10 protein-coding genes are annotated in these 18,656 nt (G+C 37.8%); 5 read left to right on the plus strand and 5 right to left on the minus strand.

Going from position 1 to position 18,656, the window contains the following annotated elements; translation table 11 throughout:
• The first annotated feature begins 2 nt into the window (after window positions 1-2).
• Together carB and JEP71_RS06975 are read left to right on the plus strand one after the other, a co-directional pair.
• Window positions 3-3,230, plus strand: a complete 3,228-nt coding sequence (carB, locus tag JEP71_RS06970) for a carbamoyl-phosphate synthase large subunit (RefSeq protein ID WP_198625966.1) — start codon at window positions 3-5, stop codon at window positions 3,228-3,230.
• A gap of 478 nt (window positions 3,231-3,708) precedes the next feature.
• Window positions 3,709-3,858 (plus strand): Hok/Gef family protein, encoded by a 150-nt coding sequence (locus JEP71_RS06975; protein ID WP_425036539.1) that lies wholly within the window; start codon window positions 3,709-3,711, stop codon window positions 3,856-3,858.
• A gap of 227 nt (window positions 3,859-4,085) precedes the next feature.
• Here the strand turns inward: JEP71_RS06975 and JEP71_RS06980 are convergent, their stop codons facing one another.
• The 3 genes from JEP71_RS06980 to JEP71_RS06990 form a co-directional block, all read right to left on the minus strand.
• Window positions 4,086-11,219 (minus strand): Ig-like domain-containing protein, encoded by a 7,134-nt coding sequence (locus JEP71_RS06980; protein WP_198625967.1) that lies wholly within the window; start codon window positions 11,217-11,219, stop codon window positions 4,086-4,088.
• Window positions 11,220-11,389: 170 nt separating this feature from the next.
• Window positions 11,390-12,220 carry a 2,5-didehydrogluconate reductase DkgA gene (gene dkgA, locus JEP71_RS06985; protein ID WP_198619318.1) on the minus strand — a complete coding sequence of 277 codons (831 nt, stop codon included), beginning with the start codon at window positions 12,218-12,220 and terminating at the stop codon, window positions 11,390-11,392.
• A 28-nt stretch (window positions 12,221-12,248) separates the two neighbouring features.
• Window positions 12,249-13,406, minus strand: a complete 1,158-nt coding sequence (locus JEP71_RS06990; RefSeq protein WP_198625968.1) for an iron-containing alcohol dehydrogenase — start codon at window positions 13,404-13,406, stop codon at window positions 12,249-12,251.
• A gap of 179 nt (window positions 13,407-13,585) precedes the next feature.
• Between JEP71_RS06990 and JEP71_RS06995 the strand changes: the two genes are divergently transcribed.
• Entirely contained in the window at window positions 13,586-14,368 is a 783-nt protein-coding gene (locus JEP71_RS06995) for a class I SAM-dependent methyltransferase (protein ID WP_198625969.1), read from the plus strand.
• A 162-nt stretch (window positions 14,369-14,530) separates the two neighbouring features.
• On the opposite strand, the gene JEP71_RS07000 is transcribed toward JEP71_RS06995, so the two are convergent.
• Entirely contained in the window at window positions 14,531-15,199 is a 669-nt protein-coding gene (locus tag JEP71_RS07000; protein ID WP_198625970.1) for a DedA family protein, read from the minus strand.
• A 125-nt stretch (window positions 15,200-15,324) separates the two neighbouring features.
• The gene (gene metC / locus JEP71_RS07005) at window positions 15,325-16,515 is read right to left on the minus strand and encodes a cystathionine beta-lyase (protein ID WP_198625971.1); all 1,191 of its coding nucleotides are present in this window, start codon (window positions 16,513-16,515) and stop codon (window positions 15,325-15,327) included.
• Window positions 16,516-16,844: 329 nt separating this feature from the next.
• Between metC and exbB the strand changes: the two genes are divergently transcribed.
• Window positions 16,845-17,855: a tonB-system energizer ExbB gene (exbB, locus tag JEP71_RS07010; RefSeq protein ID WP_198625972.1), complete on the plus strand. Its 1,011-nt coding sequence runs from the start codon at window positions 16,845-16,847 to the stop codon at window positions 17,853-17,855.
• A gap of 6 nt (window positions 17,856-17,861) precedes the next feature.
• Window positions 17,862-18,290 (plus strand): TonB system transport protein ExbD, encoded by a 429-nt coding sequence (exbD, locus tag JEP71_RS07015; protein ID WP_198625974.1) that lies wholly within the window; start codon window positions 17,862-17,864, stop codon window positions 18,288-18,290.
• Window positions 18,291-18,656 lie beyond the last annotated feature (366 nt).

The following is an 18,656-nucleotide window of genomic DNA, read 5'->3' on the forward strand; positions in this document are numbered from 1 at the left end:
AAATGGCTAAAAGAACAGATATCAAAACAATCCTGATTTTAGGTGCTGGGCCTATTGTTATCGGACAAGCGTGTGAATTTGACTATTCAGGCGCTCAAGCATGTAAAGCCCTACGTGAAGAGGGATATCGAGTTGTTTTGGTAAATTCAAATCCTGCAACCATTATGACCGATCCTGAAATGGCCGATGCAACGTACATCGAGCCTATTCACTGGCAAGTTGTGAGAAAAATTATTGAAAAAGAGCGTCCTGATGCAGTGTTACCGACAATGGGCGGGCAAACAGCCCTGAACTGTGCGCTAGAGTTAGAGCGCCAAGGTGTTTTGGCTGAATTTGGCGTTACCATGATTGGTGCAACAGCCGATGCAATTGATAAAGCAGAAGATAGACAACGCTTTGATAAAGCGATGAAAAAAATTGGTTTAGATACTGCTCGTTCTGGTATCGCTCATAATCTTGAAGAAGCTTTTGCCGTTGCTGAACAAGTCGGTTTCCCTTGTATTATTCGCCCTTCATTCACGATGGGCGGAACCGGGGGCGGGATCGCCTATAATCGTGAAGAATTTGAAGAAATCTGTACGCGAGGCTTAGATTTATCACCCACTAATGAACTGTTAATTGATGAATCATTAATTGGTTGGAAAGAGTATGAAATGGAAGTGGTACGCGATAAAAACGACAACTGTATTATCGTCTGCTCCATTGAAAACTTTGATGCCATGGGCATTCATACGGGTGATTCCATCACTGTTGCACCTGCACAAACACTGACCGACAAAGAATATCAAATTATGCGTAATGCCTCGATGGCAGTATTACGTGAGATAGGTGTTGAAACTGGCGGTTCGAATGTTCAGTTTGCCGTTGATCCTAAAACCGGGCGCTTGATTGTTATCGAAATGAACCCTCGAGTTTCTCGTTCATCAGCGCTTGCATCTAAAGCAACAGGTTTCCCAATTGCAAAGATCGCCGCTAAATTAGCCGTGGGTTATACCCTTGATGAGCTAATGAATGATATCACTGGAGGGAGAACGCCAGCTTCTTTCGAACCTTCTATTGATTATGTTGTGACAAAAATTCCTCGCTTTAACTTTGAAAAGTTTGCGGGAACCAATGACAGATTAACAACACAAATGAAATCTGTCGGGGAAGTCATGGCGATAGGTAGAACACAGCAAGAGTCGATGCAAAAAGCGTTACGTGGTCTTGAAGTTGGCGCAACAGGTTTTGATCCTAAAGTTGACTTAGATGATCCTGAAGCATTAACGAAAATTCGTCGTGAACTAAAAGAAGCGGGTTCTGACCGAATTTGGTATATCGCAGATGCTTTCCGCGCAGGGTTATCGGTCGATGGCGTGTTTAATCTGACTAATATTGACCGCTGGTTCTTAGTGCAAATTGAAGAAATTGTACGTCTTGAAGAAAAAGTGGCAAAAGTGGGCTTAAAAGGCTTAACCGCAGATTTTTTACGCCAGTTAAAACGTAAAGGCTTTGCTGATGCGCGTTTAGCTAAGGTACTCAATGTAAAAGAACAGGCTATTCGCCAATTACGTGAGCAATATCAACTCCATCCTGTCTATAAACGTGTTGATACTTGTGCCGCAGAATTTGCCACCGATACCGCTTATATGTACTCGACTTATGAAGAAGAGTGTGAGGCGAACCCTCATCAAGATAAGCCAAAAGTGATGATTTTAGGTGGAGGGCCAAACCGTATCGGTCAAGGAATTGAATTTGATTATTGTTGTGTTCATGCGGCACTAGCACTGCGTGAAGACGGTTACGAAACCATTATGGTGAACTGTAACCCAGAAACGGTTTCAACAGATTACGACACCTCTGACAGACTCTATTTTGAACCCGTCACATTAGAAGATGTACTTGAAATTGTGCGTATTGAAAAACCGAAAGGGGTGATTGTGCAATACGGCGGACAAACTCCGCTAAAACTAGCCAGAGCGCTAGAAGCTGAAGGCGTGCCAGTTATTGGTACAAGCCCTGATGCTATCGATAAAGCAGAAGATCGTGAACGTTTCCAAAAAGCAGTGGATAAATTAGAGCTTAAACAGCCTGAAAATGCCACTGTAACAGCGTTAGAAGAGGCTGTAGAAAAAGCACAATTGATTGGTTATCCGCTGGTGGTTCGTCCTTCTTATGTACTTGGTGGACGCGCAATGGAAATTGTTTATGACGAAGTTGATTTACGTCGCTATTTCCAAACTGCGGTTAGTGTGTCAAACGATGCTCCCGTGTTGTTAGACCGTTTTCTTGATGATGCGATTGAAGTCGATGTTGATGCGGTTTGTGACGGTCAACAAGTCGTGATTGGTGGCATTATGGAGCATATCGAACAAGCGGGTGTTCACTCTGGTGACTCCGCTTGCTCATTGCCTGCTTATACCCTAAGCCAAGAAATTCAAGATGTGATGCGTAAACAAGTCCGTGAGCTTGCGTTTGAGCTTGGAGTCAAAGGGCTAATGAACGTACAATTTGCGGTGAAAGGTAACGATGTTTATCTTATCGAAGTCAATCCTCGTGCTGCTCGTACTGTTCCTTTTGTCTCAAAAGCCACAGGTGTGCCATTAGCGAAAGTCGCTGCGCGTGTCATGATTGGTCAAAGCCTTGAAGAGCAGGGAGTTACAAAGGAAGTTATTCCACCTTATTACTCTGTAAAAGAGGTGGTTTTACCTTTCAATAAGTTTGCAGGTGTTGATCCGATTTTAGGGCCTGAAATGCGTTCAACAGGTGAAGTGATGGGCGTCGGTGCAACCTTTGCTCAAGCCTTTGCTAAAGCGATGTTAGGCAGCAGTTCTACCATGAAGAAAAAAGGCAGAGCGCTTCTTTCTGTGCGTGCTGGTGATAAAAAGCGAGTTGTTGATTTAGCAACGAAATTACTAAAAAGTGGATTTGAATTAGATGCTACACATGGTACAGCCATTGTATTAGGTGAGGCGGGAATAAATCCACGTTTAGTGAATAAAGTTCATGAAGGACGACCGCATATTGAAGATAGAATTAAAAATGGTGAGTATGACTATATTGTCAATACCACTTCAGGTCGCCAAGCCATTGAAGATTCTAAAATTATTCGTCGTAGTGCATTAAGATATAAAGTCCATTATGACACGACATTAAATGGCGGATTTGCGACAACGCTGTCATTAACAGCGGACCCTACAGAAAGTGTTATCTCAGTTCAAGAAATGCATAAAAAGATAAGTAAATCTTAAGATTTACTTATTGTTGTAATAATGATCCCGAATATGAGGAGACTTGTATTCGGGATTTTTTATTTTTCTATTTGATATAAAAAAGATAGCCCCAAATAAATTTATTTGGGGCGAGTGCAAAACAAAGAGGTGGGTGCGGATCTTTTTTTCAAGTAAGGAGTCAAGAAAATAAAACAAGTTAATTTCTTTGTTTTAGCGGGTTGATTTTGTCTTTTTTTGTCGCTTGAGTCAAGAGGAAATTATTTCACGAGGTTGAGTAACGTATTGTTTTAATTGATTTAAATTTGTTATTTACTACGGATAAGGTATAGGGAATAGAGAAATTTCTGTTACTATATTGGCGGGTGCTTGGATCATTTTGGTTCAAGCATTTTGTAAGAGCCAAAAAGAGAAAAGCCCCGAATTCTATTTTCATAAAATCCGGGGACAGACTCAAACATCAACAACTTGATTTTGTCTCCTTTTCCGAAAGGAGTCAATGAAATTGACGAAAATAACCTTATTTGGCATTACGGTTATCTGTGTGACTGTTCTATGTTTTACAATAATTGTAGGCGAACGATTATGTTCACTTAACATTAGTAATGGAAACACAGTCGCTCAAGCTATTTTGATGTGTAATAAATAGCTTGGTTGGGGGGAGGTTTTCTCCCTCCCAATTTTTTCTTCAAGTTGTCAGAGTTTTGGTACAAGCACCCTATTATCTGAAATCAATGCGATCCAAATTGCGGGGGTAATGGGGGGACTTTTCTTAGGAGGCGCAGGAATGATGATATTAAACGATACATTAGAAAAACAGCTTTAAATTAATAAAGAGCCTCGAGAGGCTCTTTATGGTTAATCGAATGATTTTAACTAAAGTTGGCTAATTTTCGTTATATTATTTTGTGATGGAGCACCATCTCCATCCCAATTAACATGTTGTTTAAACTCATATGTTTTACCTGCGATAGTGACAGAGGTAATTAACGTTGCATTACCATGATGGGCAGAAGCACCGGCACCACTCCCCCAACAGTTTTCTTCTATTGCCAGTGAATGACTATTAGATGGGAAACGTTGGTTCTCAATTATAGATGTATAAGTATCTTCATCGTTGTAATCGACTGAATCTCGAGTAGAATCGCCTTGTATATCAATAAGTTTGTGAGATACCGTGACTGGCTCAAAGAAATCACTTGCGTGGTTTCCTAATGTAAACATCGGCCTTGCAATAACATGAACCATCTCATCCAATCCACTCATTCTACATGAATTTCTCGGCACACTAGCATTATTAGTAGTAATAAATGAAATAGAGCCGTTTAATTCTAAATCCATATACATAGGATGAATCGGTTTTACATCTAGTGGATAATAAACCGCATATTCTCTACTTCTATTTGTACTTGGATCATGATCGTGAATGTCAAACACAATGACTTTGATTTTAAGTTGAGTACTTTTAAATAAATTTTTATCAAGCTTAAATGAGCTAGTGATTTTTGGTCTACTAATAAGCTGATTTTGGTCATAAGCAAGGATTTGACTGGTTTTTTGATTTCCATCCCATAATTCAAGATTAACTGCATAATCACTTGCTGCTGTATCTGGCGGTAACCAAGAAAAAGTTAACGAATCATCTTCATAAACAGGAGTCCAATTTATCGATATATTATCATGAGGTATGATTTGTGCATTTTTATTGTTATCAACCCTTCGTGTTACTGAGTTAATAGTGATATGAGGTACTTTTCTGACATCGACAGAATAAGAACCTTGAGATTGATAAAAGTAGTCATTTTCTTTTGATGTCAAAATGATATCTGTTTTACCTGGAGTGACTTTAACAATAACCCCACTTTCTTTTATTGCTACAATATTAGGATCTTTTGCTGACCAGGTACCTAGAGCTTCTTTAGGCAATGGAATTGTTGGTTGTTGTACATCAATATTAGTATCCATTTCAGATAAAATAATGTCTTTTCGTGCAAAAGTGATTTGGAGTGTTCCTTTACCTTGCTCGTAATCCACTGCCACTGCATCTGCTAGAAATTGATCAGTCGCATCACTTTTGATGTGTATTTTCGTTTTGCCTGGTTTTACTTCTGTAATACTGCCTTGTGTATCAACAGTGGCTACACGTTGATCATCACTGATATAATACAAAGGAATATTTTTTACGTCTGTATTGCCAAAAGTGGCGTTAACGTTATGCACTACTCCATCATTCCATACCGATTTAATCGTACCCGATGACGCTAATTGCAAAATAGGTTTCGCTTTTTCAATGACTAAAGGATAACTACTTTGCGCTGGTTGATATTGATCATTACCTGATGTTTGTAATGTGATAACTGCAGTACCCGCTTTTTTCATCGAAATACGACCGCTAGTTGTATCAATAGAGGCAATAGTCGGATCGGAACTAGACCACATCATATTAATATTATTAGGTAATCCTGTATAACCTAGTGCGCTGATTGGTGCTGAAGCGTAGGTTTCTTGTTGGATTTGTTTGTCAAAAATAATATCAGGTTTAGGAATAGTGACTTTAATAATAACGGGTTTAGCAACAGCGATCCCTTCAGCTTCTGCGGCTAATGTAATATCTGTTTTAACATTAGAAGTTAGTTTGGTTTGATATTGACCATTTCCTAATGGTTTTAATGGATTATCACTAAAATGCGCAGTACCCGTTGTGGCTGTTAAGCTAACCGTTTTGCCATCAATCGTGTTGTCATATTTATCAACTAATTTTACTGTTAAAATAGCTTCGTCTTTATCATCGCCGCCAATAGACTGGCGACTTGTTGTCAGTGTTGACTTATTGGCATCAATATCTGCAGGGAGCACAGTCACATCTTGAATTGGCTTATAGTTGCTTAAATCAAGATAAGCACTCATCTTGATGATACCCGCAACATGGCTAGTTACTTTGGTTCTTGCGACACCTTTAGCATCTGTATAGGTACTAAAATCATAATCATCAGCTAAACCTTGTAATTTCCATGACACAATAACGTTTGGCAAAATATTATCATTAGCATCAACAATAGCTGCTTGATAATTAACGCCTTTATCACCTGCAATTATGCTCGTTCTATCCACATCAACAGATTTTACTTGCCATGTTGTTGCATCGGCACGAAGTTGTAAGGTTTTTTGCTTTTTAAAATCAACGCCATTGATATTGACACTTAACTGCGCTGAGCCTGATTTTTTTCCTGTTGCTTCAATTTCATAATGGCCAGGAGAGACTTGTTTCGCTGGGCTAAATACAATGGTTGGGTTATCCGATATTCCTTTCACTTGTTGATCTGGCAGAATATTACCGCCTTTATCTTTAATGATTAAACTCAATAGGGCTTTTTCTTTACCATTAGCTACGATATTCGCTGGGATTAATGTGATTTCTGAACGGTTTTCATCAACATCATCCGCGACAAAGTTAACATCTTTAGCGTGATAAATACCTGATTTTAAAACCACATTAACTTTAGCTAACCCAGCAGGCCCTCGTGTTAATTTTGTTTGGGTAACGCCTTTATCATCTGTAAAAGTCAATGCAGAGCTTAAGACACTGACATTGTCAGATGTCCATGTGACAGGCGTATCTTTACTGACTGGATTATCATATTTATCAATTAAATAAGCGGTATAGGTGATAGTGTCTCCGGCTTTAGGCGTTAGATCACTGATAACAATATCACGCACTTTGGCACTGATATTATCTGGAATAACGGTCAATGAAACCGATTGAGTTAAGGTGACACCGCTAATGATGGCATGAATTTGCGTTGTACCCATTTTTTGTGCACTGATTGTGGCTTTATAAACACCTGTGCTGCTCTCGGTAAATTTACTCTCTTTAATATTAAGCTGAGTAGAATATTGAAGTTTAATATCATCTTTCAATCCAGGGAGTAAATTCCCTTGATTGTCTTTTGCAATGACCGTAATTTCGGATTGATCATAAGTCCGAGTACCATCCCCCGCTGTAATAATGGAAGGGGAAAGAGCAAGAGTTGAGTGCGTTGGGGATATGACATCCGTTGTAAAGACAATGTCATGATCAGCTTCAAGAAACTCTTGCGCATCTAGCATAGCAGTGACTTTTGCTACACCTGCTTGTGTGCTTGCCAGCGCAATCTCTGCAACCCCATTTTTATCTGTTTTACTAATTGGTAATGGTGAAAGTTGACCTAATGATGTTTGCCAACCTACCGTAATGCCTTCCATGCTTGGGTTGCCTTGCTTATCTACAATATGGGCTTTAATAACGACACTATCTTTCCCATTTGCAGTGACAGTATAAGGCGCAATGACATTAACTGATTGAATCATGGCATTTTGTGTATCAGCAACAAAACCAAGAGGTTGTGTTAATACAAATGGATTCGCTGCACCATATTTTGCTGTTATCTCACTAACACCTTCTTTTTTTCCTTTAACCTCAAATTGATAAAGTCCGTTATTTTTATCAATAACATTACTGAATGTAATAGTGGGATTATTGCCACTAAGACTGATATATTTTTCTTGTTTAGGAACTGGGTTATCAAATTGGTCTTTTAATTCGACTGTACCAGTAGAAATACTTTGTCCATTAGCCACGATAGTTTGCGGATCCAATTTAAAGTGGCTATGGTTTTTATCTACTTCCCCAGGTTTAAATAAAAGATTAATTGATGCGCTTTGATTGTTATTTAGACGGCCAGTTAATGTTACTGCCTGTGCTATTTTTCCTTTTATTTCGACTTGTGCATTACCATGAATATCTGTTTTTACCATTTCTCTATTTGGATGATTGGGTGATGCATTCCAAAAAACAGATTGTTGGATTAACGGATTATTATTAGCATCAACGACATGTGCTGTGACGGTAATAGTGTCATTATCATCAGCAATGGCTTCTGTTTTATTATTAGCCGATAAAGAAATTGTTGCACTCTTTGGATCAGAAATGGCGTTTATTGTGGTCTGTGCTTTATTCCCATTTTTAAGTGAAGCAATGGCGGTAATAGTTCCCGCTTGAGCGGTATTAATCGAAATAGCTGTTTCACCTTGTTGGTTAGTTTTTGTCTCTTTTTGATTCGCTGTTCCACCGTTAATATCCCAATTTACGGTAACGTTAGGTAATTTATTGCCGAATTTATCTTTTACAACTGCGGTTAATATGGCTTGCTCTTTATTATCCGCAATCAATTGGGTTTTATTAGCGGTTAAGGTAATTAAACCTTTCTGGTTATCAGCAATAAAAGTAATAGGTGATGCATCCAGTGACCCATTACTGATACTGGCAGTAACAATAACATCAAAGGCTTGAGTACTGGTCACTGTAGTTTGAGCGATACCTTGGTTATTGGTGGTTGAAACTTCATTAATAGAAACAATCTGTTGGTCACGATTAGTAGACCAAATGACTTTTGCATTTGGCAAGATGTTGTGATTGTTATCTTCAACGACCGCGGTAAAGGTTACTGCTGTTTTACCATCAGCAATATAAGGTTTTGCCGATGGCGTTAATGAAATAATTTTACCGTTGGATAGATCGGCAATAAATTGCGTTGTCTTTTTGGTGACTATTTTATTAACTAATGCACTTACAGTGGTTGTGCCTGATATTTGGCTGGTCATCGTTGTTGATGCATTACCTTGATTATCAGTCAATAATTCAGTTTCTTTGAGCAGGGCTTGGTTATCAGCAGATAATTGTATTTTAGCGTTGGGAACAGGATTATTGTTTTTATCAATAACATTGAAAGCAATATGTTTTTCATCTTTTCCATTAGCGAATGAACTGTTTGGATTGATGGTAAAGGTATTTATTTTTGCTGAGTTAATATCGGCAATAAAATCAACATTGGTTGAATAGGTGATTTTTTTAACGCTAACACCAATCATACTTTTACCAATATGGGTATTGGTAATAGGAACAATGATTTTACCGTCTGAGTCTGTATTGGTTTGCTTGATTATCGTTGCGCCATTATCGGCAGTAAATGAGACTGGATAGTTAGGAATTCTATTCGCATTAATATCAGTCACAATAACTTGTATTTTATTTTGGCTTTTACCATCAGCAGGGGCATTATTTTTGATTACGGTTAATCCCCCTTTTGCAATAATGGCGGAATGTGTATCAGCGACAAAAGTGACTTGTGCTTTATTAAATGTGTTATCCCTAAATTTAGGTGTTAATGTCACAATTTCAGGAGAACTTCCCGCGGTGACAGTGATTTGATATTTCCCTGTATCTATTCGGTTGAAATTGGAAACTTTGCTACTACTGGCAGGGTTATCAGATTGAACCTGTAGTGAGAGTTCTTTGAGATTGATATCAACAGGAAGATTATCATTATCTAAAATTGATAAAGTCAGATTTTGTGCAGAGTAATTGTCTGCGGGCAGTTGTGTGGCTTTCGGCGTAAATTGGCTATTTTGTGTATTGATAGCGGATTGATCAACTATAATTTGACTTTGTACGGGATCAGAACGATTACCTTGTTCATCAATAGCAACAGCACTTATTATGTAGCTGTTTTTTTCAGCTGAACCTGAAATATGACGAGGAAGGATTATCGAGTAGTTAAGATTATTATTATGATTAATTTTACCCCCATTGGCGATTAAGCGACTTGCTGACCACTCAATCTGTTTAACGGGATATTTTGAACGAACTTGTACACCTAAATCTTTTTCTTCTTTTGCGTAACCGTTAAGGGTTGGATTCATTGAAAGGAAGACTAAGGTTTTCTTTTTATATTCCAAAACAATGTCATTATTTCTATCAACAAAATCATAGCGATTTCCCGACATTAAACGCATTGCTCGCACATTATCTGAATTGAGCTGTGAAGCGATTGATTCACCAAGGCGATACTGGATATTTACGTCAAATTTATTATCACTATTGTCATTTAAACCAAAACGACGTTCAGCGCCAAAGGTAATTAAAGGCACTGGTGTATAAGTTAATCCCGCAGTATAAGCGTGGGGATTTTCTTGGCGATTATCTCTGCCAAATAAACCAACTTCTTTACCATAATATTGCTCAAAAATAAGCTTTGCACCTAATTGCGGATAAGCAGGTAGATAGCCCTCGGTTCTAATATCCCAACCATTGGCAGGGCGTTCATTATAATCCATGACATCATCGGAAGTGCGCCAGTTGGATAAGCGATGATAGTGGTTTGCACTCAGTTTAAAGTAATCTCGCCACACTTCGGCACCCACACCAAAGCGACTGTGATAGCGACTTAAGTCATAGTCATAAAAGGCATTAAGACCCACCATAAATTTATCAGTAAAATGCCGGTAACCAATCCCTTGGTTTAATTGGCTACGAGAATCTTTACGGTGATAACTGGTTTGAGAGAAAACTAAGTTTTTTTCTTGATCGTATAATGGGATCAAGAGATCTGCTGAGCTATTTTCTAATGTGAAATTTTTATCAGTAGAAAGTGACACACGAGCATGGCCAAATTGATTAAGCCACTGTTCTATTTGTTGATTGGCTTTACTTGAAACTCGGCTTATTGCGTATTGAGTTGCATCAGTATCTCTATTTAATAAAGATGAATTATCGACAATAATCTGTGCCAGTTCTTGCCCATTAGTCGAAGGGATCGGAATATCTTGACTGTTATTATTTAGCCATTTTTTTGTTAATAAAGGCTCATCGGGGATATTAAGTGTTATGCCCACCTTTATTTTTAATTTACCCACTAAAGAGACATAATCAGGATTAGCTTCTATAAGTTTAAATAATTTTATATTAAATTGCTTAGCGATAGATTCAGGTGTATCGCCCGCTTTAACCTGATAAGTTTTCTGTTTTTTTAATAAATTAATAGCCTGTTTTTCTTGGCTGTTTCCATTAGCAAATACATTGGCTGGAAGGGTTGCTGAGATAGGAAATGCCAGTTGAATAAAAATATTAAACCAAGCAACTTTCTTTGTAATAGAAGAGAGTTGAGGCGTTAGTCCACTTTTAAATTTTGTCATTTTTAAACTCACCGTAACAAATAATGATGAGATTCTCGTATTTATAGATGTTTTAGATATCAGAAAGTGAACTTGAATTAATTAATTATTCAATATATAAAAATAAATGATCAAAAAAATAAAATAAGTTTAGAAATAAAAATTGAAAGGGAATTTTAGGTATAAAAAAATTAGATATCAACAAAAATATCAGGATCAGGACCTAAACGTTTTTTCTGATCAAGTGCTGCCATTTCTGCAACTTCCTCTTTCTCCAATTTAAAATCAAAAATATGGAAGTTTTCTTCTATGCGAGAAGGTGTGACAGATTTAGGGATCACCACAAGCCCACTATCTAGATGCCAACGTAAGACAATTTGTGCTGGGGTTTTATGATATTTTTCGGCAAGTTTTTGAATGATGGGTTGGTTAAAAACACCTTCACCCCCCTGTGCTAAAGGGCTCCAAGATTCGGTCACAATATTATGCGTTGTGTTCCATGCTCTTAATGGTGCTTGTTGCATTAAAGGGTGAATTTCAATCTGATTAATAACAGGGGTTACACCTGTTTCAGTAATGATACGTTCAAGATGTTCTTCTTTAAAATTACAAACACCAATACTTTTTACCAAGCCTTCTTTTTGCAAAATAATCATCTGTTTCCACGCTTCAACATAAAGTTCGCGTGAGGGGGCAGGCCAATGCATTAAATAAAGATCAATATAATCAAGTTGCAAACGCTGGAGACTTTCTAAGACAGCACCACGAGCATGCGTTTGATCGTTGTTCCATAATTTTGTTGTGATAAAGAGTTCATCACGAGGAACCGTAATCTGTTTTAGCGCTTTACCAACACCTTCTTCATTATGATAAATTGCCGCAGTATCAAAAAGGCGATAGCCTGTATCAAGTGCGTGATGAATAGCGTTAACAACTTGATGATTATCTGCTTGCCAAACACCCAGCCCCAGTTGTGGGATGGCATTTCCATCAGATAATTTGATCAGTTTAGGTTTATCCATTTCTGTCTCCAAAGTCGCATTAAGGTACTTAGAGTGCTGCTGTATAAATGCGTTGACTGACTTCTAATGTGATATCTTGATGCTCGCCTAGTGCGGTTTGTCCATGCTCTTCCAATTTTCGCACTAAAGCTGGAATATCTTCTTCAGTAATTTTGAAATCAGCCAGTCGAGTTCTAAGTCCCATTAATTCAAAGAATTTTCGAGTTTCATTAATCGCAGTTTCAATTTTAAAAGCGTCAGAACCTTGGTTTATACCCCAAACTTTTTGTGCATATTGGATTAACTTCTCATATTTAGCCTGCCGTTTTTCATTTAATAGGGCAGGTAAAACGATGGCGAGAGTTTGTGCATGATCAAGCCCGTGTAATGCCGTGAGTTCGTGGCCTAATGCATGTGTAGCCCAATCTTGAGGAACACCAACACCAAGAATACCATTAAGGGCTTGTGATGCTGTCCACATTATATTAGCACGGATATCATAGTCTGTAGGTGATGCCAGCGCTTTTGGTCCTTGATCAATCAAAATCCGTAAAAGACCTTCTGCATACTCATCTTGTACACGAGCATTCACAGGATAAGTGAGATATTGCTCTAATATATGAATAAAAGCGTCAACAACGCCGTTTGCTGTTTGTCTTGGTGGTAAAGAATAAGTGGTTGTTGGATCTAAAATCGCGCAATGAGGATAAACATAAGGAGAGGCGAAGCTTTGTTTATCCATTGTCTGTTTTTTACTGATCACGGAAAAACTGTTGGTTTCTGTTCCTGTTGCTGGAAGTGTTAATACACAACTTAGAGGAATGGCTTTTTCGACCACTTTACCGCGACTGGTTACGATTTCCCAAGGTTCACCTTGATAAGGTATCGCGGCTGCAATAAATTTGGTGCCATCAATAACCGATCCACCGCCGACAGCCAATAGGTGTGTAATACCATGATATCGGGCGTAAGAAACGGCTTTCATCAGTGTTTCATAAGAGGGATTGGGTTCAATACCACTAAATTCATGAATTTGATAACCAGGAAGAGCCGTATAGATTTGGTCTAAAACGCCGTTGCGTTTAATACTGCCACCGCCATAAGTCAGCAAAATTCTTTCATTTTTTCCGATTTCAGAACGTAATTTTTCTATTTGCCCTTGACCAAAATGAAGGCGAGTGGGGGAGTAATAAGTAAAGTTTTGCATTTTGTATCCACCTTGATTTGATGTTCTGCAATATGACAATTAATCAGGAAAAAGTTTTTCACTGTGTCTAGACGAAATAGCATGACATAACTATAACTGTAAGGTTGTAGAAATAAGAGATGAATTATTTTCTTAATGACTACAACAATTCAAATTGTAGCTAATTTATAAGGAGTGATATGGAAAGTCATTATTTAACATTAAACCAAGAACATTGGGATAAACAAGCCACAATGGAAAATCAGTGGTCTAAACCTGTTAGCGACGAAGAAATTATCGCTGCAAAACAAGGAAACTGGAAAGTCCATTTAACACCTAATCCGGTTAAAAAAGAGTGGTTAGCAGATATTAAAGGTAAAAAAATACTCTGCTTAGCTTCTGCTGGTGGGCAACAAGCGCCTATTTTAGCTGCTGCTGGTGGCATTGTGACGGTATTTGATTTATCAGAAGGCCAATTAAGCAAAGACCATCAATTGGCACAAAAGCATCAGTTAGATTTGGTTACAGTACAAGGTGATATGGCGGATTTAACTGCATTTGCTGATGAAAGTTTTGATATTATTTTTCACCCTATCTCAAACTTATATGTAGCGGATGTTAATCCCGTTTGGCAAGAGTGCTACCGTGTTTTGAAAAAAGGCGGTGTACTTATGGCGAGTTTTTATAATCCTGTTGTTTTTATTGATGATAGAGATCCGCAATTGCGCTCACAGGGATTAATAAGACCGACTTACCGATTACCATATAGCGATCAAGGTTCACTACCTTCGGATATTCTGCAAGAAAAAGTCGCAAGAGGTGATGGACTTGTATTTGGTCATTCTTTAACTGACCTTATTGGTGGGCAGCTAAAAGCGGGTTTCTTATTACAAGATTTTGTTGAGGATTTTGCTCCTCATGCTCGCTTTCTCGTTGATAGTTATATTCCAACGTTTCTTGCGTCAAAAGCCATTAAGCTTTAACGACAAATAGATTAAGGTAAAAGATGACGGTGATAAATATCAACGGATTTTTACTAAGACATTAATAAGATAGGAGATAAGAAAATGAACAACTGAACTTTTGAGGTATTAGATGATTAAAAAACGCCATTATGATGATTAATATAATGGCGTTTTTTTTAATTACTTATTACCCGTACTATTTTTACGATGGCGAATATACATCACAATCGAGCCAATTAAACCTGCACTTAAGAGTAATACAGGTAATGTCATCAAAATATTCATGACTAAGGTTTCATGCTTTTGAATAAAGGGAATAAGATTTAGCACATAGCCTAAAGAAACAATAATCCCCACCCATAAGAAGCCACTTAACCAGTTAAATATTTGAAAACGACGTTGTTGTAATTCTGATAAGCCAGCCAGAGTAGGTAATAATGTACGCACGAATCCAATAAAACGACCCAGTAATAGTGCATATAAGCCTTGGCGATGGAAGAGATCATTTGCCTTATGATGATATTGCTCTGGTAATTGAGCCATCCAACGTTTAACCACTTTTGTATCACTTAGCCAACGGCCTTGCAAAAAGCCGAGCCAACTCCCAATACTCGCGGCAGCGCCTAATATAATGATAGTTGGGAAAAAGTGTAAAACACCTTTTGCAATTAAGGCACCGCAAAGAATAAGCAGTGTATCTCCTGGTAAAAATGCGGCGGGTAATACCCCGTTTTCCAGCATAATAATAACAAAAAGAACAATATAGATAACCCACAGCACATTTGGATTAGCTAACACCATATAATCGTGTTGCATTAGTGCGTGAATGATCTCTTTTAATGTACCCATTAGCGAACTCGCATTAAAAAAGGACTTTATGTTCGCTATTCTAACGCAAAATAAAGAGAACAGTTTGATTTAATCCCTGTGGAACCACAGGGATAGATTTTTTTTAATAAAAAATTCATTCTTTATTAAGAAATACGTAAAAAGGCTTGTTCTAGATCTTCAATAAGGTCATCTACATTTTCTAATCCAATATGAATGCGAAATAGTGTTCCTGTAAATGTTGGCTGAGTTTCATATTGGCGCATCGCTTTAATATCATTAGGTTGATAACCCAAAATTAAAGATTCAAATCCTCCCCATGAAAATGCCATCTTAAATAATGAGAAGTTATCCAAGAAAAGTGAAAATTCTTCAGTGGTTAGGATTTTCTTTAAACTAAAAGAGAATAACCCATTGCTACCGGAGAAATCACGTTGGAAATATTCATGTCCTGGGCAAGAAACTAAAGCAGGGTGATAAACATTATCAACTAAAGGATGTTGTTTTAACCAGCGAGCGACTTCTAATGCACTTTGTTCGTGTTGTTTCATCCTGACGGGTAATGTTCTTAATCCTCTTGCTGTCATATAAGCAGTATCAGGATCAACACATTGACCTAATAAATAGGTATTTTCACGTAACTTCGCCCAGCAACGTTCATTAGCTACAGCAAAACCTAACATGCCATCAGAGTGACCATTAATATATTTTGTGGCAGATTGGATTGAAATATCAGCACCCAATGTTAGTGGTTTAAGCAGTAATCCCGCCGCCCAAGTGTTATCAATCATAATAATGATTTCAGGGTTATATTGGCGCACTGAATTGACTATTCTTTGTAGATCTTGAATTTCCATCGTGATTGATCCTGGAGATTCAAGAAAAACGATTTTTGTTTCAGGAAGTAGCAATTGGCTGATCTCTTTGCCGATTAAAGGATCAAAATAAGTCGTTGTCACTGAGAATTTACGTAAGATCTGATCACAAAAATTTTGAGTTGGATCGTAGGCAGAGCCTGTAACAAGAATATGAGCACCTTGCTCAATAAATGCGAGTATAGATTGCGTAATCGCAGCTGCACCTGAAGGAAATAATGCGCAGCCTGCACCTTGCTCTAATTCAGTTAAAGCTTCTTGTAAGGCAAAATGTGTGGTTGTACCTCGACGTCCATAAAAAAGGGTACCTTCCGCTCGTTTTTTCGTTGCTTCACGTTTTTGTGCAACGGAATCAAAAATAACGGATGATGTTCGTTGTATAATTGGATTTACTGCGCCTTGGGAATATTTTTTAGCTCGACCAGAAAGGAGGAGTGAGGTTTCTTGTTTTTTTAGCGTCATCCTTAATACCTTCTTTTAATTGATGGTGTGTTTACCTCAAGTTAATTCATTTTTTGGATAAGTACAAAAGGCTTGCAGGGTAGTTGATAAAATTTCACGTTACGTGAAAGAACGATAATTTGTCTTAAAAATCGACAAATGAAAAAAAAATAGCCAAATAGTAATGATAATTACTATCAAAATGCTTCATGTTTGATATCATTTGAGCGTTTTCTCTTTCCTGATGGCAAACAGGATGATTGTAAGCGAACGATTTTGGGTAAGTAGTGAAGAAAAAGCTTCATTACTGAATAAATAAATAGATAAAAAAGAGAGTAAAAGGCCAACTGATGCGTAATTTGACAGCTTCTATTCTATTGGCAATCGGTCTGACAGGCTCTGCTTTTGCGGATACGACTCCTGCCACACCAACTGAACAGCCAACTACTGCTGCCGTTTCTTCAACAGCTTCTACACCGGGAACCGCTACACCAACAACTGCTACTGCTTCAACGACCTCTACAACGGGTAATGAAGTGAAAGCAGTAGGTACTGAAACCACTAAGCCTGAAGGTGAAAATACACCTGTAACAACGGCTGAGAATTCAGAAAATGTACCTTCAGCGACAGAAAATACACCATCAGAAGTACAACCTGAAATGGTTGCTGGTGGTGGATTCGCTGAAGATTTATCTGTAATGGGCATGTACCGTAATGCAGACTTAGTCGTTAAAAGTGTCATGATTGGCTTATTGTTAGCCTCTATTGTTACTTGGGCACTGTTTTTCGCGAAAGGAAGTTACTTGATCTCACTGCGTCGTCGCTTAAGAAATGAGACGGCTCAGTTAGTTGAAGCTAAATCACTTAACGATGCGTTAGCGATTAGCAAAAAATTTGGCAATAAGAGCGCAACCGCTGATTTCTTTAATGATGCAGAATTAGAGCGTACTTACTCTCAAGAAAGTAAAGTGGCATCAGGCATTAAAGAGCGTGTTGAAATGCGTATGGAACGTCGCGTTGCAGCAATTATTCGTGAATTAGGCCGCGGTAATGGTTACTTAGCCACAATCGGTGCAATTTCTCCTTTTATCGGCCTTTTCGGTACGGTTTGGGGGATCATGAATAGCTTCATCGGTATTGCACATTCTCAAACGACAAATCTTGCTGTTGTTGCACCAGGTATTGCAGAAGCGCTATTAGCAACCGCGATTGGTCTGATTGCGGCGATTCCAGCGGTTATTATCTATAACATTTTTGCTCGTATGATCGCAGGTTATCGTGGTGAAATTGGTGATATCGCAACAGGTGTGGTGACATTAGTCAGCCGTGATTTAGATATCGAAAACAGCAAAGCAAGGTAATGAATTATGGTAATGCGTCTTGGTGATGATTCAGGTGATGATAATGAATTGCATGATATCAATGTGACGCCTTTTATTGATGTCATGTTGGTTCTACTCATTATCTTTATGGTGGCTGCACCTTTAGCTACTGTTGATATAAAAGTAAATTTACCCGCTTCAAGTGCTAAACCACAGCCTCGCCCTGAAAAACCGGTTTATTTAACGATTAAGTCGGATAAACAAATTTTCATTGGTGAAGAGATGGTCACACATGAAACGATGGCGAGTGTGTTAGATACCATGACACAAGCTAACAAAGAGACAACAATCTTTTTCCAAGCTGATAAAACGGTTGATTATGAAACGTTAATGTCTGCAATGGATTCGCTAAGAAAAGCGGGTTATCTCAAAGTTGGACTAGTGGGAATGGAAACCGTCTCTACGGGTGGTTAAATTTTAGCAAATAAGCTATTTATTTAAGTATTATTACGCTATTTTAAAAGCACTTTATTTGTCGTTGTGAAATGATGAATAAAGTGCTTTTTTATTGTATAGAAGAAATCGCGTTTATATTTTTACCACTTTTAATGGTTATCGATATTATTAATAAAATTGAGTTAGAATAAAATTTAACTTTAGTGTTAAATAAGATTAATAATAAGTAGATTAAGTTTATGAGTAAACGATTAATTAAGTTTATTGAGTAATAGCGGGCTGAATCAATTAATGCTAAGTAGATATCATTATTTGAACTCCTATAACATTAATATTCATTAACTCTTCATTTTTTTTCATTTTTAGATTTGTTTAGCTCGACAT

The sequence above is a fragment of the Proteus sp. PR00224 genome, from assembly GCF_016238105.1.
Lineage (GTDB): Bacteria > Pseudomonadota > Gammaproteobacteria > Enterobacterales > Enterobacteriaceae > Proteus.

Bases quoted from the DNA above. Each gene is read 5' to 3' on its own strand.
- carB (WP_198625966.1), top strand. From the start codon at position 3: ATGGCTAAAAGAACAGATATCAAAACAATCCTGATTTTAGGTGCTGGG.
- JEP71_RS06990 (WP_198625968.1), bottom strand. From the start codon at position 13,406: ATGCAAAACTTTACTTATTACTCCCCCACTCGCCTTCATTTTGGTCAA.
- dkgA (WP_198619318.1), bottom strand. From the start codon at position 12,220: ATGGATAAACCTAAACTGATCAAATTATCTGATGGAAATGCCATCCCA.
- JEP71_RS07000 (WP_198625970.1), bottom strand. From the start codon at position 15,199: ATGGGTACATTAAAAGAGATCATTCACGCACTAATGCAACACGATTAT.
- exbD (WP_198625974.1), top strand. From the start codon at position 17,862: ATGGTAATGCGTCTTGGTGATGATTCAGGTGATGATAATGAATTGCAT.
- exbB (WP_198625972.1), top strand. From the start codon at position 16,845: ATGCGTAATTTGACAGCTTCTATTCTATTGGCAATCGGTCTGACAGGC.
- metC (WP_198625971.1), bottom strand. From the start codon at position 16,515: ATGACGCTAAAAAAACAAGAAACCTCACTCCTCCTTTCTGGTCGAGCT.
- JEP71_RS06980 (WP_198625967.1), bottom strand. From the start codon at position 11,219: ATGACAAAATTTAAAAGTGGACTAACGCCTCAACTCTCTTCTATTACA.
- JEP71_RS06995 (WP_198625969.1), top strand. From the start codon at position 13,586: ATGGAAAGTCATTATTTAACATTAAACCAAGAACATTGGGATAAACAA.
- JEP71_RS06975 (WP_425036539.1), top strand. From the start codon at position 3,709: ATGAAATTGACGAAAATAACCTTATTTGGCATTACGGTTATCTGTGTG.